Here is a 26655-nt window from a genome sequence, read left to right on the forward strand (position 1 = left end):
GTATCAGGTATGCTATGTACTGTTTTCATTCGATTGCGTATTTCGTTCTGTCAACGGCCAACCGCCCTTTGTAAACTATTCGCCATGTTCTTCATCCATCAAAGTTCATGTATCAGTCATCAGCCCACTTTCAACGAGGTGGACTTGGAGCATATAAGACCTTCGGAGAATAATCTGATTCATGCTATTGAACCGAAGTACGAAAACATTCCTTTAGGTCAATTGCGTCGAATGGGTAAGGCGCTGCGCATGGGTGTTGGAACAGGAATGAAATTGTTGTCGCAATATCCCGCTGATGGAATTTTGATTGCTACGGCAAACGGAGGTATTGAAGACAGCATCATGTTTCTGAACCAGATTATGGAGTATGAAGAAGGCAGGCTGACTCCCACACACTTTGTTCAAAGCACCTATAATGCCATAGCGGGAATGATGGGTATAATTAATAAGAATACCGGTTATAATGCCACGCACGTTCATAGGGGCATTGCCTTTGAAAATGCTGTATTGGATGCTGCTATGCTGCTAAATGAAAATCCTGCACATCAATATATTGTAGGAGGGGTAGATGAAATTTCGGCGCGCAATCACCGTCTGGTTTTTTTAGCCGGTTGGTATAAACAGGAGCCCACATTGAATACGGATTTGTATTCAACAGATTCAGCCGGCACTCTTCCCGGCGAAGGTGCTGCTATGTTTCTCGTAAATAATAAAGCCGAGGGAGCATCGGCACACCTTCGAGACTTGGAAATGGTGAATACAAAGGATGAAAATGTTGTACAACAGCGATTGAAACTTTTCCTTGATAAAAACCTTGTTGATGGCAAGTCTGTTGACCTTTTTCTGCATGGAGAAAGTGGCGATAACCGAATATTGAAATATTATACCGGTGCTGAGCAATGCGTCGGAGAGGCAACAACAATAGCCCGGTTTAAACATATCACGGGAGAATTTCAAACCGTATCGGCTTTGGCCTTGTGGATGGCTTGTCATGTTCTAGAAACACAGAGTCTGCCTCAACATATAGTGAAGCAAAAAGGAAGGACAAGTTCATTTAACCGAATCCTGATTTATAATAATTATCAGGGTGCGCAGCATGGGTTCATGCTGATTGATAAAGTTTGATTACTCCGGTTCCGGTTCAAAGAAAACTTTCATACGGCAGGATGCAATTTCATTTCCCGCGTTCATAATCCTTCCTGAAACCACCGTAACAGTTCCGAAGACCTGATTTTCAATGGTAATTTCGGTGGTTAACTCCTCTCCTATTATGGGCAACCGCGTATAAACAAAGTCCCGAATTTCACCAATAAATCCTATGCGAGGGGGCTTTCCATTCAAATAATCTTCATAACCCAATTTGCAACCAGAAGTCTGAGCCATGTTTTCAAGCAGTCCGGCCATACTCAGTTTTCCATCCTCACAAAGAACATGATCTGCATCAAAACTAAAGGTAGTGGTACAAGTTTTATCAGTCACGGATGATAATGAGCTGATTAATACAAAAGGTTTCTTTTGAGGAATAAGTTGTTCTAATTTTTCACCGTTAATGGGAAACATGAATGTGGTCTTTTTTGAAAAAAAATGCCTCCACATAAAACAATATGTGAAGGCACAAAAATGTATTTCTAATTACTGAATGACAATAGTTTGAAGGATGCCTTGCATTACCGCCGAAGCATCGCTACCAACAGTGGCAGCAGAGCCTTGAGAATGCCGCGCTCTTACATCTATAGTATAGGTTCCTGCCGGAAGAACATATACATTGGGAGTGGTCGCCGCAAAGGTGCTCATAGACCAATATTCAAAGCCCCCGTTAAACCCGTTTCCATTAATGGCCCATAACCTCTTGTAAGCACCATCGGCGATCTGAGTACCATTAATGGTCAAGCTAATATCTATGATTGAACCCTGTCCGCCTAAATTGGCCGTCCCCTGACTCTGTATACCACCGGTTGTAATAATCTGGATGGATGCTGTGTTTGCTAAAGTGATTGTCTGAGTCAATCCTGGAATATTCTGCCAAGCTCCAAGTGGAGAAGCTGTAATACTTGCAATCTGAGCTACTTGATTAATCACCCAATTAATTCCGCCACTAGGTCCTGTAGGGCCGGTAGCACCGGTTCCAGTTGGCCCGGTTGGGCCCGTAACACCGTCTGCCCCAGTTGGACCTGTAGCACCATCCGCGCCAGTGGGCCCGTCTATACCATCAACACCTGCTGGGCCGGTTGCACCATCAGCGCCAGAAGGTCCTGCAATTCCAGTTGGTCCAGTAGGGCCATCAGCACCGGATGGTCCAGTTGGTCCAGTTAAACCATCAGTTCCCGAAGGACCGGTTAAACCAGGTCCACCTGCGGCACCAGTTGGCCCGGGTACACCAGTAGGTCCCGGAGGGCCGGCTAAACTATTTGCAGCAAAAAGTGCATACGGAACGCTCATCAACTGCGAAGTTCCCATATCCACATAATTAGCTCCCCCATTGGGATCCACCAAAACTTGCAGATATTTTGGACCGTTACTCCAATCTACAACTGCCAAGTTGCCATTGGTACCAATAGAATAGTTAATCAGACCAAACTGATTGGTTGTGGTGGATGCATCCTCCTGAAATACAGTTGCGCCATTCAAGGTAAGGTTGTGAATAATAAATCGGACCGAGACATTTCTTCCATCAGGCAAAGGCTTTCCTGTATTGTCACGAACTACCGCTTGATAATTCATTTTTTGAGGCGACTGAGCAAAAGAATCGGACTGCGTTGACGTTAAAATGAAACAGAAAAGCAATCCTAAAAAGTTGTAGCTGTAAATTTTCTTCATGTAATCGTTTTATTTATAAAGAGCCAAAGTAGTGAAAAGATTACACCAATTCTATCTTTTCCGGAAATAAAATATTTTCTAAAAATCAGTGCAACCAATTTTTACTCCACCATGAAAAAAGGGTTCTTCAAGCTCATCTTATTATAGGTCAAAGGTTGATTTGTTGTCGTATTTAGAATCTCTCGATCGGCATTAATGGCCACCGCATGTGCCGCCGCAGTGTCCCATTCCATAGTGGGGCCATAACGAGGATAAACATCAGCAACACCTTCCGCTACCAAGCATATTTTTAAAGAGCTACCGGAAGAAATAAATCTTACTTCTTTTCCCTGTTTTTTCAAAAGGTTCACAAAATCCATTGTTTCAGGTGTGAGGTGAGAACGACTGGCAACAATCACCACTTCCTTCTTGGACGAGTAATGACCGGTAGAGTGAAGTTTTATCTCACCTTGATCGTTTGAGGTATCACGTTTAAAGATCCCACCCTTTGATTCCATAGTATAGCACCTCTTTGGCCGGTGCATAAACTATCCCAATGACAGGAACGCCATCCTCAACCAAAGCGATATTTACCGTAAATTCTCCATTTTTCTTAATAAACTCCTTTGTGCCATCAATAGGATCTATCAACCAAAATCGGTCCCAATCTTTACGTTCATCGAATGGAGTCTGCTTTGTTTCTTCTGAAATATATGGAATGTCAGGATGAATTACCGATAGGCCATCTAAAATAATCTTATTGGCTTTTTATCGGCATCAGTTACTGGAGAGTAATCAGCTTTCTTTTCAACAGTGAAGCCCTCATGATATATCTTCATGATCTCCTTTCCCGCATTCAGAGCGATAGAAAGAAGAGGTGAAACGTCAATATCTTTATATTTCATCTGCTATTTAATTAAGGCAATGCACTCGGCTAAACTATCGCGCCAATATGGAATCTGTAGGTCAAAGGTCTGCTTAATTTTTGCCTTGTTCAGCAGGCTGAATTTGGGCCTGATAGCCGGTGTTGGATATTGAGAAGTCTCAATCGGATTAATAATTGTATTGAATCCTGCCAAATCACGAATAGCAATTGCAAAATCATACCAGCTTGCTACCCCCTCATTACTATAATTATAAATTCCTGACTTCCACTTCTTGTCGTTGATAATATGTAGAACCGCCGCAGCTAAATCACGAGCGTAGGTAGGTGAACCGATTTGGTCATAAATAATGTTGAGTGATTCACGCTCTTTGCAAAAGCGAAGAATTGTCTTCACAAAATTATTCCCGAAAGATGAATATACCCATGAAGTTCTGATGATTAAAGCATCGGGGCAATATTGTACGGCCAACATTTCTCCTTCAAGCTTAGAAGCACCATATACACTTAATGGATTCGTTATATCCTCTTCACACAGCGGACGTGAAAGGCTTCCGTCAAATATAAAATCAGTACTGAAGTGAATGAAACGAATATTGTTCTGTTGACACGCCTTGGCAAGGAAGCCTACCCCAGTTCCATTTACAGACAGTGCCATATCTTTTTCAGATTCAGCTTTATCAACTGCCGTATATGCAGCAGTATTTATGACAAAATCAAATTGGTTTTCTGAAAAGAAGTTTGTCACGAAACTTTCGTCTGTAATGTCTAACTCGGATCTAGTAACAAAATGAAAGGAATGTGTTGATCCAGTAGATATGAACTTCAATTCACTACCTAACTGTCCATGAGCACCGGTTACTAATATCCTACTCATTTTAAAAATGCAAAATTGTTTTGGCAATCTTTAAACAGGGGAAGCACCTTGTCCTTATCTGAGATGATAGCCGAACTAACTTCAATACCCCAATCAATTTGCAGCGCAGGATCATTGTATAAAATCCCGCCTTCACTCTCTTTTGAATAGTAGTTATCACATTTGTACTGAAAAATGGCGTTTTCACTTAGAACTGAAAAACCATGGGCAAAACCTCTGGGTATATAAAGTTGTTTTTTATTTTCTTCTGACAACCGTATCCTATAATTTTTTCCGTAGGTCGGCGATCCCTGACGAATGTCCAACACAATATCCAACACTTCTCCTTCTACTACACGCACCAATTTCGCCTGTGCGATCGGATTCAATTGATAGTGCAGCCCTCGCAACACTCCCCTCTGTGAACGGGATTCGTTATCCTGAACAAACTCTACATCAATTCCTGCTTCTCTAAAAATATTCTTATTAAAGCTTTCAAAAAAATAACCTCGACTATCGGCAAATACTCTGGGTTCAAATACTTTCAAGCCCTGAAATCCTGTTTCAACAAATGGCATAAATTATAGTGTGGGGTTTAGCAACTTGCCGGAAGCCAGCAATTTGCCTAAATATTTTTCTTTTAAACATTTCTGCATCATTTCCGATTGATTGGGAGTGTGAAGATCGGAACCAACAAATTCAACCATGCCTAAATCAATCATTTTTTCAGCAGTGTATTTAGCAGGGGCTCCGTATTTGCCAATTAATGAACCTAAATTGATTTGAAAATAAACACCACGGTTCTTCAATGATTCATAAGATTCAAAGTCCTTTTCGTAAAAAAATGAATAGCGTTCCGGGTGCGCTAAAATTAAATTGTAATCTGCAACTTGCAATTTATAAATCACCTCATTCAGGTTGTTCGGCCTAAGAGAGAAGTTCAGTTCCATCAAAACAAAATTTTTGCTGATGCACAGCAAATCTTTCTTTGCTACTTTCTCTAAGAAAGCTTCGTCAAAATAATATTCTGCAGCTGCATCAAACTCCAATTGAATTGAATTCTTGGCTATTGCTTCCCGTACTTCATCTCGCAATTTGAGAATTTTATCATTAGGATTCACATATCCTTCTGCCATGCTGTGCGGCGTAGCTACCACCTTTTTATATCCTAACTGTTCGAATTGACGAAGCATCATGATAGAGTCATCAATAGTTTTTGCCCCATCATCAATGCCCGGAAGAATGTGATTATGAAATTCCACTACCACACCGCTATAATCCACCGGAACGGGATGGTGTTCTTCCTTCTCTCCAAATAATTTTAAGAATTTGTCAAACAAGTCTTGCTTTTGGGGCGAATATATCCATTCTGAGAATTAGCTTGGCAATAGAATACTGATAGTAGCGCTAATACAATCAACATTCTGTATCAGGCCAAATATGTCGCTACTTTTTTCTAAAATCTAATTAGTTATGAACTACCTAATAAGCGTAAGATTCCCTTTCTTTTCAGCTACCTCTAAACTGTTATTGTTCTTAGCCCAGATGTAATAAACATAAGTACCTGCATCTTGTAGTTTGCCTTTAAAGGTACCATCCCATAGATCATCGCTTAGTCCCTCAAGACCGCTGGTGATTACTTTTGAGTCATAAACCAACTCACCCCAACGATTATAAATTCTTACCTGATATTCATCTGCATGATTACCGTAAATTTTAAAATGATCATTATGTCCATCATCGTTCGGAGTAAATGCCTGAGGAGCCTCTAAATCTATAGCACAAGGTTTCAAGCCAATGCTCACAACGCAGGTTTTTCTGCTGCCTTTATCGGATATAGCTGTCAACATATAATCGGATGGTACTGATGATTGAAAAACAGGATTTAGGATAGCTGGATTACTTAACCCGTCAATCGGCTCCCAAAGAAACTGTTGAATATATGAAGGTGCAGTAGCAGGCATTACATATATATCTTCATCGCAGACGGTGGTATCAGGTCCTGGATTTAATACACCAATCCGAATGGTATCGGTAGCCGTACATCCATTGATACCACTAATTGCTGTCAATACATATTCTCGGCTCACTATATCAGAGAAAATAGGTGTCAAAATAGAATCCATATTCAAGCCAACAGAAGGCATCCAGAAGTAATCTGAAGTTTCTGTTGCGGCCTGTAGTTGATATGTCTGGCCAATACATAACAAAGTGTCTGCCCCCGCATCCACCATCGGTACAGGATAGGCAGTTATTACCACGGTATCTTTACTTCTGCATCCACTGGTATCCACTACTGTAATGATATATTCTGAAGTCTGAGTGGGGCGGACTTGAATGCTATCTCCCGATTCACCGGTATTCCAAACATAGGAAAGACCAGCTTTTGTTGTGTAATAAATTCTTACGTCAAGTACCTGACCAAAGCCCGGAACGAAGGCTCCAAAGAAATATTTATTGGTTGTTCCTTGAACAAAATCAATAATGCCATCGCTTGTATAAACCGTTCCTTGCTGACCGTTACCGGTGCTATAGGCCATATTTATGGCCGGTGTATTCACTGTAGTTATATAAAAAGCAAATGAATCACCGCCTGCTATACTTTGATAAACCTGTGTAGGAATAACCGTGAATTGTCCAGCAGGTTTAGGCGTGAAGTTATAATAGGAAGCTATTGGATCCCATATCCCGTTGTTTTGTTCAAAGGTTCGATAGGTCCCCGATTTACCCCAAATTTCAGCCATGATAGATTGATTTGACTGAAACCTGACCGCAAAGGAATCAATGGTAACATCCTGATGGGCGCGAAGATAAAACATGCCACCCTGGTTACCGGAACTTGAGTTTTCTTTGGTCGTTAAAACCTTACTGACCGGATCGGCAGTAGCTTTTAGGTCCACCGGATTGCCGGCACAAATGGCTGTATCCGGTTCCGCTTTTTTAACATTATAAAGGGTCACGACTTTTTACTGAGTGCTTACCTGTGTTAGCACCACACTTATTAAAGAATAATTTTCGATTTCATAGGTACCCAATGTGTCAAATATCATGGAAACCTGACTATTCCCTTCATCCAGGATTTTAACTCCGGGTGGAGCATTCCAATCATAATAGGTTTCTTTAAAGAAAGTTGTATTAAAGGTTACTGTATCCCCTAAACACACCTGCACCGGCCCGGTAAGCTGGCCGGTAGGAATGGTAATAATGGTATAAACATATTCATCAGAATAGGGGCCATAGCAACCAAAATTTTGTTCGCGGATACGGAAAAGATAATCACCGGGTGGTGCATTGGTCAGATTGCCGTAGAAATAATTAGGCGGAGGAACCCGTTCAAATTCTTCTCCATTATTGAATATCTGTGAAGACCACCAATATTTAGAATCAGGATTGTATGGCAGAGCTACCATTCCAAAAAGCCCGGCATTGCAAAAGACTGTGTCAGGCTGCAAACCATAGATAACCGGAGGACTGGTGTTTGGAACGCCGATAGTGATACGGATAACACTACCGGTTTGATTCCATGAACTACTGGAACAATCACTTAGAATCCGCATATAATAACTTCCCGGTGCCACCGGTAAGGTAGCCGCTTCCACACATAGCGTATAGTCGCCGCCAACACTATCATGATAAATTCCTAATCCTCCAGAATTTACCAAACCAAAAGTCTTCATGCTTCTCAGTTCAATAGTCCAATTGTTACAGGTATCATATTTAGCTTCCATATCCCATTGATTGGGATGGATGTTCAACTGTGTACATGAAGGAAAAGGAATGCTGTCCGGAACACAAAGTTGAATATCGGTATGGTCATTGGTCAGTATATCACATTGCGCGAAGCAAAATGGACCAATGGTTGTACCGGTTACTGCCGGGTTGGATGAAATAACCCGAATATAATAACCACAACCGGGCGGGACATTTGCAGGAATCAAACCGGCTACGTTGCCTTGCGGAATACTGGGGTAAGTTTCATTAGAAGGGTTATCGCCCAATTTAAAAGGGTTGGCAAAACTTCCGGTGGAGTCAGATAATTGGGCGGTGTATTTATTTCCGGGGTTGAAAACACCGAAAGAATTAAACTTCACATCAATCACGCTTAATAAACAGGTAGTATCCGCATCATTCATCACCGGTGCATTTCGGGTGATGATGCTTTCAGGGCAATCCAGAATGGCAAAGCAAGGACTTGCCTGACCAATGATTTCCGGCTGACCGGTTCTGTGCAGTCTTATTTTAAAACAATTACCAACTACGTTATCAGGAACAGGCCATGAAATACTACCGGAAGTGACTCCTGAACTGATAGAGATAAACTGATTCGTACTTGGATTAGGACCAAAGTTTCCGTTGCCGTCACTCAATTCAATATAATAGTCACCAAAACAAAGAGCTGTGCTAAGCGCCCAAGAAAATGTCAGTAACTCGCCTTGACATACCGTAGTAGGATTGACCGTCGGAACAGTAATGACCGCCGGGTTGGTAGTAGAGTTATAAGAGCCTATGGCAATCACATCATCAATACCAAACGAAATGCCCGTTTGTCCTCCGCCACCGGGGTTCACCCATCGAAAACCGAATTGGATATTACTAACGTTATTAAAGGCAACATCCTGAATTTTCTCATATTGCCATTTAGTCTGGTTGTTGTACTTAGCTCTCCCAGTTTTAATCCAATTTCCGGTGCCAATCCTATAATAAACCTCTCCATAAGCATCGTTAGTTCCTTCCCCGATCCAAAAGAAAGTAAAAATGACATCAGTCATTCCAAGCGTACAAAAAGCATCTCCGATAAAAGCAAACCGGTCGCTGACATTGCTCGGATTCCAATTCGCATTGGCCGTTCCCGAACTGGCAGCCTCCACTTCATCATGAATATGAAGGTATTTGGAAAAAGGGGCGCCATTAATCTGGCCCAAAACGATGCTATCCTGCGGGGGTGTATTGGGATATAAAGGAACTCCACTGTATTTATTGTTGACCACCCAATTGTTGGTTCCTGAATTGGTGCCCACACCACCGGTTGTTAAGTCAAAAGCATGACTGGCGTTCTCAAAAGATTCGGTAAGCAAAAGAATCTGTTGCTGTGCAAAAAGAACAGAACACAGCAGGACAAAACAAAAAGATAGCGCGTATTGTTTTTTCACTTCGCTTTAATTTCCTGATGTAATTTATTCATTCTCATAAATCAGTTTGGCATCCAGTTCGCCGATGATTTTAAATTCTGTTCTTCTATTCAACTGATGGCAAGGACAGTCTGCGCTTTGATCTTGCGGACAATCTTCATATTTACTACAGTCGTCCAAAGGCAAACTTTCTCCATATCCTTTTGCAGAAATCCGCTCTTTAGAAATCCCCTTTTCGCGAATCAGGTAATTCACACAACTCTCTGCCCGCTTTTGAGATAAGTTCAGATTGTACAAATCAGAGCCTCTCGAATCGGTATGTGAACTCAATTCGATAATAATCGTTGGATTCTCCACTAAGATAAGATAAAGGGTATCCAACGTTGCTTTTGATTCAGGGCGAAGATCCCATTTATCAAAATCATAGTAAATATTGTTCAGGCGATAGGCCTTGTTCTTTTCCAACTTCTTCAAATAAATATCAACTACCTGCGTATCACTTTTTGTTAAACCCTGTGTGTGAAATGTTTGCGAGGCGGTGAAATATCCATCCTTTATAGCGCTTACCTTATAATATTTGTCTGTCTTCAGGTTGAAGAAATAAGGAGTGCTCTTTGTAGAAGTATCGCTGGCAATCATCACATCTGTTTCAGAAGTATTGTCACTGCGCAATGACAGGTTCACAGCCGCACCGGTCAGCGCTTCTTTCGTGGCTTCGTCATAAACTTTGCCCTTAACAGCTAGGAAGAACCTACGGTCATATTTGAAACTGAAAATATCATCACAACATGTCTTGCCTCGAACAGAAAAAATACCGGGACGGTTGGAAACCAAATATCCTTCATCACTATTTTTTCCGAAAAGAAAATAGTTGTCGTTGCAGGGAGAATTAAAAGGAGCCCCCAAATTCTCAGGGCTACTGCTATACTTTAAAGAAGCATCAGCCTGCGACTTGAAAATGTCTGTACCGCCCATATTTATCCAACCATCGCTGCTGAAATAAAGCGTGCTTGACTTAGAATCAAAAAAAGGAGTCTTCTCATCGCGGTCCGTATTGATTTTATTCCCGGCATTCTTAGGTGCAGTAAATTCGCCCTTCTTATTCACGGTAGAATACCAAATATCCAGACCACCCTTCCCTCCTGTCCGGTCGCTGACAAAATACAATACATCACCGATGACTGTATTGGCGTAATAAGGTTGTGTGCTGGTAGATTCTTTCAGATTGATTTCATCATTCAAAGGTTTTCCATCACTCCATTTATCCTCTTTCCATTCGCTTTGATAGATGCGACAAGGATTGTTCAACAAATCAGCTTCACATATATTATAGAAGAATTTAGAACCATCCTCGCTAAAAGAACCATTGGTGATATGTTTCCCTTTCTCCGTAAATATTTTCAATTGCTCTGCCTCGGAATAATTATCGCCGTTCACGTTGCTGGTATATAATTTCAGCAACAAACTTTCCTTTCTCATATCGCTCTTGTCCGACATCATCCAAATCACGGTGTCCGAATGAATAGAAGAAAAATACAGCACATTATCTCTAAGTGCCGGAGCCATATCGGCGTAATTTGAATTCACCTCCTTTCCCAAATGCTTCAACTTGACAAAAGGATCTGGCTTGGCTTCTTTGATAGCAAAATTGCAACCATCCAAATCGGTGCGCGCCCACTTTTTCATTTTCACCGCATCTTCTTCTTTATAGGTTTTGAGAAATAGCCGAAACAAATCAGCGGCCTCTTCATACCTACCTTGCATCTTGGTAGTTAGCGCCCCGTAATAAAGACTAATCATGTTTTTTGTCGGATCGGCTTTATAGGCCTTCAAATAATAAACTGCTGCATTTTCATAATCTCTGGCAAGAAAATAGGCTTTAGCCAAATTGGGCAGCACAGATGTTTCGGTTGAATCGTGCTTTAATACTTCCAGATATAAATCAGCAGCAGAGAAAATACTTCCGGTCTTCAAAGCCTCATCTCCGGCCTTGATGTATTGTTTCTTGTTGTATTTCTGATCGGTGGGAGAAGCAGAGGAATAGAAAACAGAGAATAGAAAACAGAGAACAGACATTAGGGACAAGACATTATACATAAGGCTTGAGACCTTTGACCCGTAAATATTATTCCTTGTAAAAACCTTCATTATCAAATGGTCATATCTTCAAATTATCAAATCGTCCTACATCATGGGGCAAGGCACCATCACCGGATAAATCACTTTGTTTGATTTAATGATACCGGTATAAATAATAGCCAATTCAAAAGCGCCTCTATTGTTCGTTGCCGGTCTGAGCGATGAGGCATTTATATCATAAGCAAATAGGGCTTTCACCTTATAGTATTCCATTCCCAGCGTAATAATGGCCGCGTCTTTGATACGATACCAGCCGCCAATGCTTCCCACAAAATCTGATTTACCCAAAGTGGTTCGATATTCAAAGGAAGTGCCGAGATTGAGCTCTTGTGCTTTGTTTTGATTTTGATAAATGATATTCGGATTGATATAAAAACTCTTTGCAACCTTTATCCGCACTCCGGCATGGGCAGTATAGCGTGTAGAAAGGCGCTCCGCTTTATCATTCATAAAAGATTGTCGGGGGCGAGTGATATGGGCTATCGAAACACCGGTCATCACGCCAATCATGTCGTTGATATTCGATTGATGCAACAAGCCCACCTGCATATCAAAATAGCCGATGTTGGGATTGGAAATGTTTTCGCCGCTTGGCTGGTTGATGTCAAAAGTACTCGTACCGGAATTAAACTGATCGGGGAAAGTTAAGCGTTGGTACTGAAGACTTTTATTGGTGTATCCCAACTGAACACCCAAACCGAGGAAGTGTCGCTTTTCGCGGTCCAGACTTTTATGAAAGGCCGATGAAACCATGATGCTCTTCATGGTCAGTCGGCCATCGCCCGACCGGTCGCCGACAAACACAGCACCTACACCAAAAATATCTTTGGGCAGTTTATCCTGCAACAGCTTCATATCATAAGAAGCAGAGTAGGTATTGAAAGGGGTGGAAATGCTGCGCCATTGATTGCGGTAGATGCCCGCTGCGCGGTAACTGCCTTCGCCGGCACCGGTCATAGCCGGATTGAGCGTGAGCGGACTGGCATAGAACATGGAGAAGTGAATATCCTGCGAAAACAACTGATGGCCGGAGGCAAGTAGAAAGAGTATCAGTAAGCGGATAAAATGTTTCAATCAGCCGGTTTGTTTGATTCGTCAATAAAAATAATAAAATACATCATCCACCCAAATCGAGGGATGTGAATAAGCCTATAAGCCGGCTTGATTAAGTAGACACAGAAAGCTCAACCAACTTAGACCACGATGGGACAGGAATTTCTACATTCATTATTGGGCGTTCGATATTCGATATTTAAAAACAATAAAGAACATCGAATATGGAATGAGGAATAAGGAAGGCTAAATACCAATGAAGATTATACGGTTCGAGCGTCCGCTCGGACCTCTTGAGTTTGGCACGAGCGGACGCTCGCGCCAGAGGGGGCAAGTCTGGAGACTTGCATTAATTAGTTCTTCCAAGTGCGCTTCGCAACACTTGGAAGAACGGTGGAGAAATCTATAAATTCCTATCCACGAAAACTCCTTGAAATATACCGTTGTTTAATAGTAGTGAATCGTGCGGGGCGTAAAAATTATACAATTTACAACGGAAGTTAATAGTGACTAATATCTTCCAAGCGAATTCATTTAAATTATTGGTATTGAGACTATAAGGCAACCAGTTAATATTCGAGGCTGAATTGGTTATTACTATATTATTGAAGGTGTCAAGAGAAGGTGGAACACTAGTATAGTTTGCAAATGAGTAGCTTTTAAGCAGTTCTGGCATTAATACTAAGCTAACCCCTTCTGCTCTATAATTCACAGAATCAAAATTGATTATTGGAAGAGGATTATCTTCAAACACACTAAAAAAATCTTCGGCATTTTTCGGATAGTAACATCCATTTATTGAAACCAAATTATTTTTTGCAAAAGACTTACATATCCTCACTATCATGGTAGGATAGTTATTACTATCTTTAAGTGTGCTGTGATAACAAATTAGAATACTATCAGGCGATGAACTTGAGTTCGAACATTCAATACCCGCATTATTCGATAAAATATTATCTTCATTTCGCAGCGTATATAGCCATGAGTTTGAATATGCTATACTATTAGAAGTGTATTCTAACATAATTTCTGGAGAGGGATAAGTATCATTTTTCCCACAACTCTCAAAAGAAAAACCAACAGTGCTAAATAGTAAAAGGGAAAGTAAAGTTCTCATTTGCATTGGGGTATTCTGACTTCTACCGTTCCACTTCCCACATTAGAAACAACTAAATGCGCAGATCCCACTTGTTTAGTTTTTATAAAAATTGGGAAAAGACGGTAAGCCATAAGCGATACCACTCCCCCCCCGGCAGAGTCTCTTTTTCAACAAAAATAAAAGAAAAAAGGACTCTGCGCTAAGCTAGCTTACTCTTTAATTCGCGTAGAGTCCGATTTAGAAACCTTCCAATAATTTTAACTCTTCAACAACTCCACTCCCCACACACTACCATCTTCCAACAGGTCAATGGCTACAAACATAGAGTCCGTATGATTGAGGGCAAAAGGCTTCTTTAATACGTGTATCAAATTTACTTTTTGACACAGTCTAGTGAACAGTCCCTGATTTCATTCTAACAAAGAGACTTTTCACACTAAGATACACAGATTTCAAACTAACAAAGAAAGATTTCCCACTAACAAAGAGGTTTTCCTCCCTAACAAAGAAAGATTTCCTACTAACAAAGAGATTTTTCTCCCTAACAAATGGAGATTTCACACTAACATAGGGGCTTTTCCCACTAACATAGAGAGAGTTCACACTAACATAGTGGCTTTTCCCACTAACATACAGAGATTTCACACTAACAAAGGAGCTTTTCACACTAACATAGAGAGAGTTCACACTAACATAGTGGCTTTTCCCACTAACATACAGAGATTTCACACTAACAAAGGGGCTTTTCACACTAACATAGAGAGACTTCACACTAACAAAGGAGCTTTTCACACTAACATACAGAGACTTCACACTAACATAGGGACTTTTCACACTAACATACAGAGACTTCACACTAACATAGTGACTTTTCACACTAACATACAGAGACTTCACACTAACAAAGGGGCTTTTCACACTAACATAGAGAGTTTTCTCACTAACAAAACGAGATTTCTCAAAACAAAATGTAAAGGCTCTAAAAAATATTTGAAAATTATCTTAGTGGCTAAAATCGCTTGTAACTGCTTACAAGAAAAGCAATTAACTTATTATAAATAACTTTAAATAATGTAGAATGAGCTACTACTTTGTAACCTTTTATTACTCTGTTGCGTAAAAGAAAGGGTACATCGGTACGAAGGATTAAAAAGCCACACAGTGGACATCTGAAACCGGAGTACAAATTTGACAGTTCTATATTTTATAACCATTTTTAAACCAAAGATCATGAAAAAAACCATGAAGAAAGGAAAGCGCCAATTGCGCTCACTCCAACAGCAGTTTTCTGCAATTGTATTGTTACTAATTATTAAACTCGAACTCGCTAGATTAAGCGTGAGCGATAAAATCATCGAGGCGCGAGAGATTGTGCGGAAGATGATGGGAAATGTGAACTTCCCTGATCCAGATCCTACGCTGGCTGATGTGACCACCGCCATAGATGCGCTGGAGATTGCTGAAGGCGCCATGCCCGGAGGCCCGGAGGTGACGATTATCCGCAATGAACGTCTAGCGGAATTCAACACCAAGATGTCTGACCTGCGCAACTATGTAGAATTCAAATCGAAGGGAAATCGTGAGGTTGGAGCAAGCAGTGGCATGAAAATTCGCACCTCTAAAAATCCGGTAGGAATTTTGCCTGCACCGGAATGGGTAAAGATAAAGAGCGGAGTGGTAGATGGTTCAGTTGCTTTAAGATGGAAGGCCAATACTAAGTCTTCGGGCTATCGTGTCGAAATGACTACTGACCCTGCTCAGGGCTGGCCTACAACCTTTGATACTGAAAAGGCCAATATCAACATTGATAACCTGACGCCTGGTATAAAATATTATTTCCGCATTGCGACATTAAGTCATGCAGGATATTATGGCTATAGTCTGGCGATTACTTTCCGTCCTAATTTTTCGAATCTGTAGATTACATTAGGAACTGTCAACAAAAAAGGCGCATCCCCAACGGGAGCGCCTTTTTTGTTTTAATAAACTCGCTAAGAACAGATATGCTATCTGTGGTTGCAACTATTTATTTCCTGATATTCACTTTGGTGTGCAGCAAAGCATCACCGGTATGTAGTTCAACAATGTAGATTCCTTCTGGAAGGTCGGAAACATTGACGTTGATTTTGTCTGAAGCTATTTCTTTGGTAGCATAAACCGTTCTTCCCGCCAGGTCAAGCAATTTCAAATCTGCCGCAGCAGGGGTTTTGAGTTGAATAGTGAATTGTCCCTGATTTGGATTGGGATAGATATTGCCGAACTGATTGAAAGAAAGTGACGCAATGCCATTAGGCAACACCACCGGAGCATTGAGGGTGAGTGTAAACAAAGAATCATCCCCTACTAGAATCCCTCCGGTTTCATTTGTGAGGCGAAACACAATGACGTTCACACCACCGCCAACGGTGTCGTTGGTAATAGTTAGCGGTAGATTCATTTGGTTAACCCCCGCTGCAAAGTTGATGGTTTGCGTAGCGTACCCATTTACATTGAGTGCATCGCCGCTTTTAATTTCTACATCCACCGAATAGGCATCATCATGATTGCTGTTGAGGACTAGGTTTAGGCTATAAGCACCGTTCACACCGGTGAATGAATAGGATGTTGGTGAAAAGTTAGCCAACGTATCGGTTGGGGCAGCACAAGGAGTCATAGTGTGAGCGCCCAGACGAACGGTATCGCGAGGGAAAACATTCCATTGCAGGTTTCCGATGGACCAATCTGTGGTTCCTTCCTGAACACTTGCATTGCGCACGAAGGTGTGATCTTTACCGGTATCTGCTCCAAAGATTATATTAGTCGCAAGCCCTATTTGCCCAATCCGGTCGAGTGTATCTGTACCGTTCAGCAGCGCGACGACATCGTTGCCGTTAAACTGAAGAACAGGATTGGTCGTCAAGCTGTCCGAAGCATCTTTAATGAATGTTGCTGCAAGGCTATTGCAAATCACATAGGTTTGACTAGGTGCTATAGTCCCTTTCAGGTTGATTTTATACAGGGCAGAACTGCTGCCGTTGTTATACTGAATCACGGAGTAGCCATTGAGGTCAATGGTATTGATTGTGGGGTTATAAATTTCAAGTGCTTTGTTGTTGTCATAGCCTTCTACATATTCAGAGAAGAATAGTTTAGAACAGGGTTGGGCAAAAGTAGCGACGGCAATAATAGCGAGCGCGAGCGTGGTGTAAATCTTTTTCATGTTGTATAAATTTTGTGCTAAAGTATTAGAAAATACGAATGAAGAAAAAATGGGGAAATAGGCTTTCTATTCCACCATCATCATTTTGCGGAAGGAGTTTTTGCCTTCGGGTGTCACCCGGACTACATAACTTCCTTTTGACAAATTTGATTGGTGGATGAGGAGGGAATTAATCCCGGAGTGAACATCCGCTACCGTTTGAAAACATTTTTCGCCCAGCATATTCCAAATTTCTATGGTAACCGTTTCGGCACGAAGGCTGTTAACCTTCATAGAGAAAATCCCTTGGTTTGGATTGGGATATAGTTGGAAGTTTTCTTCAGCCGTTTCAGCTTCAATACCGGTCATGAATCCGCAGTAGGATGTTTTATCCAAGTTATCGAAGCTGATACAGTCTGCCCAATCGGGATGATCAATAAAGGGATTTCGGTTGTTTTGAATGGAGTAGATAAATTCATTTTTCGTCCGTTCAAATTTATCTGGCGGGTCTTGTTGGTGCCACAGTTTCAACACCGATTGTTGTTGGTCAGCGGCCTCGGCCAGCAAAGAGTTTAATGCCCAACTGCCGTTTAGTCCATTATAAGCAACCATTTCATACATCATGCAACGGGCTGCGTCCCCTTTTTTATCATCGCGGGGTTCAAACACTTTTTTCCCTCGGCTGTCTAAGCCAAATTTTGTTCCTTTATATTGAGAGGTGATGTTCGTGACAATCCCGAGTGAATAGTTGGAGCGAACGGCATTGACGGAGTTTTGTTCGGTAAGAAGTAGATTAAAGAAATCTGCCCCCTCTGTATAGTTGATGACCCCTGAACCATAGCTTACATAGGTTTTCATCCAGCTTTTGCAAAGCACATGCTCTCGGCTATAGTTGACGGTCGTAAAATCAAAAGGAGGAGTATAGACCGTAACCTCTTCGCTATACTCACAGTTGATGACCGCGTTTCCGCCGATGGTATCTCTTTCATAAATCGTGGGAAGAATGGTGGTGCGGTATCCCGGAGAATAGCTGATGAAAGTGTGGTTGTTAATCAGGTTGTGCAATTGGTCAACGAAGGGCCCCGCAGAAGTGTCAATGGTGAAATAGTAGTTTCCCGCATTGGCTGCAAGCGATTGAACGGAACCCGATAGCGGATTGCTTTGCAGATAGTTGATATTGCTTCCGGTGCCGTTATAGGCAAAGACCTTGAAATAGTAGTTGGTATTCTCCACCACCTCGCGCACACCGAAACTATCCGCGCTGCTCACCGACAGAACTTTGCTGGTAGCCAAACCCTGACCTTTTTCATACATCGTTCCATCTACCGGCACATCGGTAATGTTCTGATTGCTTTTCAAAACCAAAAAGCCGGTGGCCACCGAGGGGTTGAACTTCATAGTGAAGCCATAGGCCTTTACATTATTGAATTGGATGTTCGTTGGCTGCGCGCTGGGTTCAGAGGCTTGGGCATTGGCTAAGAAGGAAGCACAGACAAAAGAAAATATCAGGCAAAAAGATTTATGCAACATCGAATCAATTTTAATATGCGAAAAACGAATCTATGGATTCGGAACTTCTTTTAGGAAAATACAGTAAGTAGGGAAGTGGTCACTATAGCCACCGGCATATTTCACTCCTTCATAAGTCCGCAAAGGGTAGCCTTTGTACTTTCCCGAATCTACAACCATAAAACTCTTTTTAAAGATCTGAGCCGACTTAAAGAACAAGCCGGGTTGTTCTTTATTTAAGAATCCATAGGAAAGCATAATCTGGTCGAACAAATTCCAAGAGTCGTTGTAGGCCAAGGTGCCAATGCCTTTGCTATACTTCTCCACCCAAGGGTTGAACATACCTCCTTCGCGAACTTTTTTTGCCTCTCCCTTGGCACCAATCACCTTGGTCACACTTTCACTCACCGGATCGTCGTTTAAATCGCCCATCAAAATCACTTTGGTATTTGCATCGGCGCGCATTAATGAGTCAATCACCTTTTTGCAAACCGTAGCCGCAGCAGCCCGGTTGGGTGCCGAAGCATCTTCTCCTCCCCTTCTGGATGGCCAGTGATTAACAAACACGTGAACAATCTCTCCATCCAGCAACCCGGAAACCCAGAGTACATCGCGAGTATAGTAAACACTACCCCCTGATCCCGCCAGATGCACAAACAGAGGTTCGCTATGCAACACTTTAAAATATTTGGGATTGTAGAACAGCCCCACATCAATACCTCTGTAATCAGGCGAATTGTAATGAACTATCTGGTAATGACGATTAGCCAAACTGGGTTGAGCAATCAAATCTTCCATCACCTTTTTGTTTTCCACCTCAGCTACACCCAACAAAGCCAAACCATCCGGCGACTGCTCCTTGCCTATCTGCGAAACGACCTCAGATAACTTGCTGAGTTTGTCTTTATATACAGCGCCGGTATATCCGTTGGCCCCGTTCGGCAGAAAGTCTTCATCATTCTTTTCCGGGTCGTTAATAGTATCATAGAAGTTTTCGAGATTATAAAAGCCTATGCAGACAATCTTGTATCTCTTCTCCTGCGCCTGTGATGAAAACACAGAAATGAAAAGCAGGGTAACGGCTATAATTTGCTTCATAGATATATAATAGAAGAACAAAACTAAGAAAAGCCCTTGCCCATTATGGGGTGGTGGATAAGTTAAAAGTATCTTATTTCTTAATTCACATGAGCCTCTAATTTTGGAAAGATTTATTTATAGATTTGGCGCGTTGTTTCTAAATTTTGGATATTAGCCCTAACCTTCGTCCTATGAATAAAAAAGTTCTACTGCTTTTAACATTTATTTTACCGGTGTTCATCTATGCACAGACTTCTTCTGTCAAAGGAAAAATAGTGTTTCCTACAACCGGTATTGCCGTCCCTAACGCCATCGTTGATTTCGTAAATCGAGATACGATGATTGTTGTCAATTCTGATAAAGACGGAGTCATTGTTGCCGACCTGCCCTATGGCGATTACAATTTGCTTATCCACCTGGGGGAGGCTACCTATTCGCCGAGAGCTATTGTGGTACAGAAGGAGCAATTAGATTTAGGTGAGGTACGTTTGGAAAATATTGTGGTGGATTATAAAGCGAACGAGGAAAACATTCCCACGGTCAGCCTGTCAGAAACAGATGTGGCAGATGAAGGGTCACAAAACATTTCCAGCGCTTTAGGTGCTTCGAGAGACATCTTTATCTCTACCACTTCCTTTATCATGAGCAATGCCCGTTTTCGTATTCGCGGTTATGATCCAGAAAACTTTCTGACTTATATGAACGGTATTCCGGTTAATGATTTGGAAAGCGGAGCAACTACCTGGGGGCAGTGGGGCGGTTTGAACAACGTGTTTTATAACCGCGAAAACAGAATCGGAACGCAACCTACCTCTTTCACCTTTGGCGGTGTGGGCGGTGCTTATTCTTTTGACTCCCGCGCTTCCACCCAACGGAAACAATTGCAGGTTTCCTATGCCAACACTAACCGGAGCTATCGTCACCGTCTAATGGCTACCTATTCCACCGGTATGATGAAACATGGATGGGCGCTTTCGCTTTCTGCCTCCAGAAGATGGGCGCACGAAGGGTATGTGCCCGGCACTTTCTATGATGGTTACTCCTATTATATTTCTGTGCAAAAATACTTTGGCAATAAACATTCAATCAATCTAACGGTAGTGGGTGCCCCGACCCGTAATGGCAGTTCTGCCCCAGCCACCAAAGAATCATACAACCTGGCCGGAACTAATTATTACAATCCTAACTGGGGATATTATCAAGGGGTAAAACGAAATGCCACTGTTGGGAATACGCATCAGCCTTTGATGATCCTGACTCACGAATGGAAAATCAATAAGAGTTCCAGTCTTTTGACCGGTGTAGGATTTACTTTTGGCAAAAGAGAAAGAACCGCTTTGGACTGGAACAACGCCGCCAATCCACGACCTGACTATTATGCCTATCTACCCAGCTATATAGAAGACACTATTTATCGCCTGGCATCTCAGGCCGAAATGCGAAACAATGAGGAACTCCGTCAGATAGATTGGGACAAAATGTACGAGGCCAACCTGATGAGTTTTGAAACCATCAGCAATATTGATGGCAATGCCGACAGCAGCATCACCGGGAAGAGAGCCCGCTATATTGTGGAGAACCGGGTGAAAGACACTAAGAGGTTTAATTTCAATACCGTTTATAATAATCACTTGAGCGAGAACATCATGCTCACAGCCGGGCTAAATTATCAGATGCAGGTGAGCCGGTATTATAAAGAAGTAGCAGACCTGCTCGGTGCTGATTTTTATGTGGACGTGAATCAGTTTGCACAAAGAGACTTTCCAGATAGTTTCAGCGTGGCTCAAAATGATTTAAACCACCCGAATCGAATCTTATATGTGAACGATCGCTTTGGATATGATTATGTAATTACCGCACACCATGCCAACGGCTGGTTACAATCGGTGTTTCAATACAATCACTTTGACTTCTTCGTATCTGGTCAGGTAAGCTATACCGGATTTCAGAGAGATGGCAAGATGAAGAATGGTTTGTTCCCTGACAATAGTTTTGGCAAAAGTGAAATGAAAAATTTCATCAATGGTGCCGCTAAAGCCGGAGCTACTTATAAAATCAATGGAAGAAATTACATCCATCTCAATGGCTTTTTTGAAAATCGTGCGCCCTTTTATGAAAACGCCTTTACCTCACCGAGAACCAGAAACGACTTTGCCCCTAACTTAAAAAGTATGAATATTTATTCGGGAGAACTTGGCTATCAGTATCGCTCACCGAATGTGAGATTGAAGGCCAACCTTTATTACACTCAATTTGTGGACGATACCCGTACCTTCTCTTTCTATGACGACGATGAACGCTCTTTAGTGAATTATACACTTACCGGTATGAATTTACGTCATTATGGAGGGGAACTGGGTTTGGACGGGAAGATTTATAAAGGCTTCTCTGGAAGTGTTGTTTTGGCAATGGGCAGATATACTTATACCAGTAGGCCTTTGGCAACCGTTACGCAGGATAACAGCGCTACCATCTTGAGAGAAAACGAAGTGGTTTACGCTAAAGGGTTTAACGTAGGCGGTACTCCACAACTAGCTACCTCTTTCGGTTTGAATTACCGGGCACCTCAATTCTGGTTTCTTTCAGTCAATCTAAATTATTATGATTGGATGTGGTTGGATTACAGCCCCGCAAGAAGAACCGAAAGCGCGGTTGAACTCATTGAGCCTAATAGCGCACAATGGCATAGTGTTTTAGATCAGGAAAAATTGAAAGGGCAGTTCACGATGGACTTGTATGCAGGATATTCTTGGAAGCTAAACAACAACTTTCGTGACATGAAACGCAATATCTATCTGGTGTTTAACGTAGGAATAAACAACATCACGAATAACAGACAATTTGTCACCGGTGGGTATGAGCAAACCAGATTTGATTATCGGTTTGCTAACGCCGACAAATTCCCGAACAAATATTTCTACAGTTCTGGAACCACCTATTTTGTGAACGTTACCTTTCGCATGAACTAAACTATTTAAAAACAGTAAACCCATCAAACGCGCAATATGAAAAAACTGATTTTCAACACCATCCTTCTTCTGATTCTGGCTTCTATGTCTTCTTGCCTAAAAGAAACTTTTGATCCACCACCTTATGGCGGCAAGGATCCGATTATTGATGTCAACTTCAACATTGATCAACTCAAGGCGCGCTATGCGGGTACAAATTATTTCATCAATGAAGACCTCGTCATTTCTGCTGTGGTTGTGGCTGATGACAAATCAGGCAACTTCTATAAAACATTGATTATTGAAGATAGTACTACCCATTCGGGTATTGCTCTATCGCTCAATAGTTCTTATCTCTATACCAACTATCCTATAGGGAGACATATTGTCATCAAACTGCGTGGGCTGTTTCTAGTCTCTGACCATAATTTGTTGAAAATCGTCGGTAGTATAGCCCCCGATGGTTCTTTTGATGGTATTCCTTCTCCCCTATTAGACCGTTTCATTCTCAAGGGCACCTATTTTCATGATGTCGCTCCGATACCGGTCACTGTTTCTCAACTTAATAGCAACATTGCTCAGTATCAAAATAGCCTTGTGGAATTATCCAATGTTGAATTTCAGCAAAGCGATGCCGGAAAAACCTATGCAGATGGTTACAATAAGATTTCTCAGTCACGCACTCTTAAAGACTGTAACGGAAATTCCATAATTACTTATAACAGCGGCTATGCCTCTTTTGCCAATGCCTTAACTCCAACCGGTAACGGCAAGATACAGCTCATTGTCAGTCAATATGGCAACACCCCGCAGATGCTTATCCGCAATTTGAGCGATTTACATTTAGATAGCGTTCGTTGTGGCGGCTCGGTAACTCCCGGTGTAGGGATTGCGGGCATACGGAGCAGCTACGGTGGGAATAATGTAACTCTTCCTGCCGGCACTTCGCTCACCGGAATAGTCATTTCAGACAAAACCTATTCTAATTGTGACCCCAAGAACATTGTAATACAAGATTCTACCGGTGGAATGGTAGTTAGATTTTCGGCGACTCATAGCTTTAAACTAGGGGACCAACTAACCATTGATTTATCAGGGATAACGCTTACTTCCTTCAGTGGATTGATTGAAGTAGAAAATGTTCCTCTATCAGCCGCTACGGCTATCGGAACAGGCATCATCACACCGCGTACTGCGACTATTGCCGAAATCAATGCAAATGGCAACGCCTGGGAATCTACCTTGCTTAAAATAGTAAATGTGACCATTACCGGAGGGACCGGAGGCAACTATTCCGGTACTTGTACCCTGAATGACGGTACAGGTAGCGTTGCCCACTTTACCCGTTCTCAAGCAACGTTTGCATCCACTCCGTATCCCACAGGCACCGTTTCTTTGACTGGATATCTAGCTGATTTCAACGGTTTCCAAATGCAAATCAGGAGTACCACAGATGTACAGTAAGCATCGTCTATCATAAAGACTAATACAGATAAAGGCCTGTTGAAGTATTGAATCTTCAGCGGGCTTTTTCTTTGCTGCCCGGCAGTTTTCTTCTTCTCCTAGATACTGGAATAGAAACTAGTTCAATCCTATAGAAACTTTTCTATGTCGAACTTTTTCATTTGCATAAAAGCTGAATCTCGCCCATATTGATGTTTCGTTTTCCAAAGACAATATTAGATCGGGCACCAACAGCAAGAAACGCAGCCCAAATCACCGCGCGCCCCCACTTCCTTGGGTTGGGGGGGGGAAAAGGGGGGGGGGGGGGGGGGGGGGGGGCCGTGGTGCCCCCACAATTTTGGGGGGGGCTTTTTAATTGCCGCCAAAGATTCCTCCCGTGGCCCCCCCCCCCCCCCCTCCACCCCCCCGGGGTTTGTTGGGGCCGTAGCCCGGGAAAATCCTCCCAAGGATTTTTCCCCCCCCCTCCCCCCCCGCCCCGTGGGGGGGGAGGATTTTTTTCCCCTTTTTTTTTTTCTCCGCAAAAAAAAAAGAAGGGGAGGGGGGGGAAACCAAACGTTGCCAAAATCTTCCGCTTTCAAAATCTGCGGCCAGTCTTCAATAGCTTTGCGCATGGCCTGCATTTCGGGAAATATCTGCTGCTTGACGAATTTCAACTCGGCGGCGGTCAGTTGATTTATAGGCGGAAGGTCCGGCAATCTGAACGTGATCACCCGGGTATTTTTATCGGCTTTATCATAAGGACTGATGGCGATTTTTTGTTCTTCCAGATATTCCCAAAAAGGATGAGTGAAACAGTAAGCCTGAATTTCGCCCGTCCAGTATTGTCGAAGAAGATTGCTGAAAGGCAAATTGCCCTTTTGGGCAGATTCGGGATTTTCACTATCGCTGATATAGGTACTCAGTTCGCCGGTGTCTTTCAGCAATGCCAGTTCTAGATAACCGTACACCTCAAACGCATCTTTTAAATCTTTTCTGCTGGCCTGAAAAATAGCCTCTAACCATTTTTCTAATTTCTTACGCTGAATAATTTGATCCTTTGTTTCGTGCTTCACCGTTTTTCTCTGAAGATCCAGATATTCATAGCCGTTTTTTACATCGGTTAAATATTGAGGATTGGAAACACGCGAACTATATTCTAACACCATTTTCTTCTTAAATAATGGAGAAAGATTTCCCCAATTTTTATCGTAATCAATGGGAAACACAGTGGCACCACCAACCAAAACGCGGTCTGATAACAGATAAGCGGTTCTTATCAGTTGGCCATCAAACTGGAAAATAATCTTAGAATCTTCGTAGTTGATACTTGACAGTTGCAGCATAAGAGTAATTATATTGAAGTAAAAATAGAGAGTCCTGAATACTTACAAAATCATTTCCTCTTTGCGCTTGTTGCGTTTTAGCTTGTCGAGCAGAATTACTACATTCATTTCCAATTGGGAGAACTAAATACCCATAGCCAAATTATGAAACGAAATCCAAAAGACATCGTCTTTGTCAGTATTCAACTGGTGCTATTTGTGATTTATCTCTTTCGTATTTCACCCATTGATTTTGTAATTATCGGATGGATAAAAAGCATTGGATTAATGCTTGCGGTGGGAGGATGTATCGTTCTTATAGCGGCGCTCATCACTTTAAACAAAAACCTTTCGCCATTCCCCACTCCAAAACAAACGGCTGAGTTGATCCAAACGGGTCTTTATAAATATATACGCCATCCTATCTATACCGGTATTCTGTTCATGGCATTGGGCTATGGCCTCTATTCTGAAAATACTTTGCGACTGATAATTTTCGTTCTGCTTATTATTCTATTCAAACTGAAGGCGACTTACGAAGAACATCAATTGCAAATTAAATTTTCAGACTATGCCGAATACAAAAAAACAAGTGGCATGTTCTTGCCCAAATGGGGATAGCCTTTACCCTGATTAGTATTTAGCTTCGCGATAAAATAATAGTATAGCCGGGGTTGCCTCATCGGTCAATGGACTGCCGAGATATTCACCTTCTCAATTCCCTTTAGGTGCAATTCAATATGTCTATTGTGCGCTTTATTGAAGTATTCGCTGATGATTTCTAAAATGTCGTAGTCAATGAAATTACATTCACTGCCGTCAATTATCAGCACACTATATTCTGGAATTTCTTCTAATGCTTTTCTCAATTTCACCTTGTTAAGAAAGGTGACATTGCTATTGAGTTTGATCAAGAAGGTATCAATACCCTGATATTGCGTTTCAGTGATTTTATAGTCTGCCTTGAAATTATTCTGAATGATAAAGTAAATGGAAATTAAAAGCCCAATGGTTACGCCGATGAGTAAGTCTGTCGCAAGAATTACAACGATGGTGATAAGGAATGGGGCAAATTGTTTCCATCCTAAACTCCAAACATTTTTATAGAGCTTGGGTTTAGTCAAATTGTATCCTGTTATAAATAAAATCGCGGCAAGCGATGCGTACGGAATTTTATTGAGCAGAAACGGAACCAGTAAAACAGCGAGCAACAGAAA

At 41.9% G+C, this 26655-nt stretch carries 20 protein-coding genes and 1 pseudogene; 5 read left to right on the forward strand and 16 right to left on the reverse strand.

Features of this window, described 5'->3' with window-relative positions; translation table 11 throughout:
• Positions 1 to 84: 84 nt before the first annotated feature.
• Positions 85 to 1125: a beta-ketoacyl synthase chain length factor gene (locus IPP77_00240; GenBank protein ID MBL0308167.1), complete on the forward strand. Its 1041-nt coding sequence runs from the start codon at positions 85 to 87 to the stop codon at positions 1123 to 1125.
• On the opposite strand, the gene IPP77_00245 is transcribed toward IPP77_00240, so the two are convergent.
• The 11 genes and pseudogenes from IPP77_00245 to IPP77_00295 all read right to left on the reverse strand — a co-directional run bounded on the left by IPP77_00245 (position 1126) and on the right by IPP77_00295 (position 13976).
• Entirely contained in the window at positions 1126 to 1560 is a 435-nt protein-coding gene (locus IPP77_00245) for a 3-hydroxyacyl-ACP dehydratase (protein ID MBL0308168.1), read from the reverse strand. It abuts the gene before it with no gap.
• A 72-nt stretch (positions 1561 to 1632) separates the two neighbouring features.
• Complete coding sequence (locus tag IPP77_00250) at positions 1633 to 2721, reverse strand: collagen-like protein (GenBank protein ID MBL0308169.1); 1089 nt, start codon at positions 2719 to 2721, stop codon at positions 1633 to 1635.
• 197 nt (positions 2722 to 2918) lie between these two features.
• A pseudogene (gene cysQ / locus IPP77_00255) lies at positions 2919 to 3701 on the reverse strand (3'(2'),5'-bisphosphate nucleotidase CysQ).
• 3 nt (positions 3702 to 3704) lie between these two features.
• Positions 3705 to 4556, reverse strand: coding sequence for a dTDP-4-dehydrorhamnose reductase (gene rfbD, locus IPP77_00260; GenBank protein MBL0308170.1), 852 nt, complete (start codon positions 4554 to 4556; stop codon positions 3705 to 3707).
• A complete protein-coding gene (gene rfbC, locus IPP77_00265) occupies positions 4553 to 5113 on the reverse strand; it encodes a dTDP-4-dehydrorhamnose 3,5-epimerase (protein MBL0308171.1) in 561 nt (186 codons plus the stop codon). Before rfbC ends, rfbD begins: the two co-directional genes overlap by 4 nt.
• 3 nt (positions 5114 to 5116) lie before the next feature.
• On the reverse strand, positions 5117 to 5875 hold the full coding sequence (locus IPP77_00270; GenBank protein MBL0308172.1) for a capsular biosynthesis protein: 759 nt from the start codon (positions 5873 to 5875) through the stop codon (positions 5117 to 5119).
• Between the two features lie 138 nt (positions 5876 to 6013).
• Entirely contained in the window at positions 6014 to 7495 is a 1482-nt protein-coding gene (locus tag IPP77_00275; GenBank protein ID MBL0308173.1) for a gliding motility-associated C-terminal domain-containing protein, read from the reverse strand.
• 6 nt (positions 7496 to 7501) lie between these two features.
• Positions 7502 to 9685, reverse strand: coding sequence for a hypothetical protein (locus tag IPP77_00280; protein MBL0308174.1), 2184 nt, complete (start codon positions 9683 to 9685; stop codon positions 7502 to 7504).
• 24 nt (positions 9686 to 9709) lie between these two features.
• On the reverse strand, positions 9710 to 11740 hold the full coding sequence (locus tag IPP77_00285; protein MBL0308175.1) for an OmpA family protein: 2031 nt from the start codon (positions 11738 to 11740) through the stop codon (positions 9710 to 9712).
• Positions 11741 to 11848: 108 nt separating this feature from the next.
• Positions 11849 to 12877, reverse strand: coding sequence for a PorP/SprF family type IX secretion system membrane protein (locus IPP77_00290; GenBank protein MBL0308176.1), 1029 nt, complete (start codon positions 12875 to 12877; stop codon positions 11849 to 11851).
• A gap of 382 nt (positions 12878 to 13259) precedes the next feature.
• Positions 13260 to 13976: a hypothetical protein gene (locus tag IPP77_00295; protein ID MBL0308177.1), complete on the reverse strand. Its 717-nt coding sequence runs from the start codon at positions 13974 to 13976 to the stop codon at positions 13260 to 13262.
• A 1212-nt stretch (positions 13977 to 15188) separates the two neighbouring features.
• Here IPP77_00295 and IPP77_00300 point away from each other — a divergent pair.
• Entirely contained in the window at positions 15189 to 15878 is a 690-nt protein-coding gene (locus IPP77_00300) for a fibronectin type III domain-containing protein (GenBank protein MBL0308178.1), read from the forward strand.
• A 106-nt stretch (positions 15879 to 15984) separates the two neighbouring features.
• On the opposite strand, the gene IPP77_00305 is transcribed toward IPP77_00300, so the two are convergent.
• The 3 genes from IPP77_00305 to IPP77_00315 form a co-directional block, all read right to left on the reverse strand.
• On the reverse strand, positions 15985 to 17157 hold the full coding sequence (locus tag IPP77_00305) for a lamin tail domain-containing protein (GenBank protein MBL0308179.1): 1173 nt from the start codon (positions 17155 to 17157) through the stop codon (positions 15985 to 15987).
• Positions 17158 to 17223: 66 nt separating this feature from the next.
• Positions 17224 to 18666, reverse strand: a complete 1443-nt coding sequence (locus tag IPP77_00310) for an endonuclease (GenBank protein ID MBL0308180.1) — start codon at positions 18664 to 18666, stop codon at positions 17224 to 17226.
• Positions 18667 to 18696: 30 nt separating this feature from the next.
• Positions 18697 to 19743: a hypothetical protein gene (locus IPP77_00315; GenBank protein MBL0308181.1), complete on the reverse strand. Its 1047-nt coding sequence runs from the start codon at positions 19741 to 19743 to the stop codon at positions 18697 to 18699.
• A gap of 173 nt (positions 19744 to 19916) precedes the next feature.
• Here IPP77_00315 and IPP77_00320 point away from each other — a divergent pair, with 173 nt between their 5' ends.
• The gene (locus IPP77_00320) at positions 19917 to 22694 is read left to right on the forward strand and encodes a TonB-dependent receptor (GenBank protein ID MBL0308182.1); all 2778 of its coding nucleotides are present in this window, start codon (positions 19917 to 19919) and stop codon (positions 22692 to 22694) included.
• A gap of 36 nt (positions 22695 to 22730) precedes the next feature.
• On the forward strand, positions 22731 to 24137 hold the full coding sequence (locus IPP77_00325) for a hypothetical protein (protein MBL0308183.1): 1407 nt from the start codon (positions 22731 to 22733) through the stop codon (positions 24135 to 24137).
• Between the two features lie 215 nt (positions 24138 to 24352).
• On the opposite strand, the gene IPP77_00330 is transcribed toward IPP77_00325, so the two are convergent.
• A complete protein-coding gene (locus tag IPP77_00330) occupies positions 24353 to 25459 on the reverse strand; it encodes a hypothetical protein (protein MBL0308184.1) in 1107 nt (368 codons plus the stop codon).
• Positions 25460 to 25603: 144 nt separating this feature from the next.
• On the opposite strand from IPP77_00330, the gene IPP77_00335 reads away from it, so the two are divergent.
• A complete protein-coding gene (locus IPP77_00335) occupies positions 25604 to 26059 on the forward strand; it encodes an isoprenylcysteine carboxylmethyltransferase family protein (GenBank protein MBL0308185.1) in 456 nt (151 codons plus the stop codon).
• A gap of 65 nt (positions 26060 to 26124) precedes the next feature.
• Here the strand turns inward: IPP77_00335 and IPP77_00340 are convergent, their stop codons facing one another.
• The gene (locus IPP77_00340) at positions 26125 to 26649 is read right to left on the reverse strand and encodes a SulP family inorganic anion transporter (GenBank protein ID MBL0308186.1); all 525 of its coding nucleotides are present in this window, start codon (positions 26647 to 26649) and stop codon (positions 26125 to 26127) included.
• Between the last annotated feature and the right edge of the window lie 6 nt (positions 26650 to 26655).

It is taken from the genome of Bacteroidota bacterium (assembly GCA_016722375.1).
Lineage (GTDB): Bacteria > Bacteroidota > Bacteroidia > Chitinophagales > LD1 > Bog-950.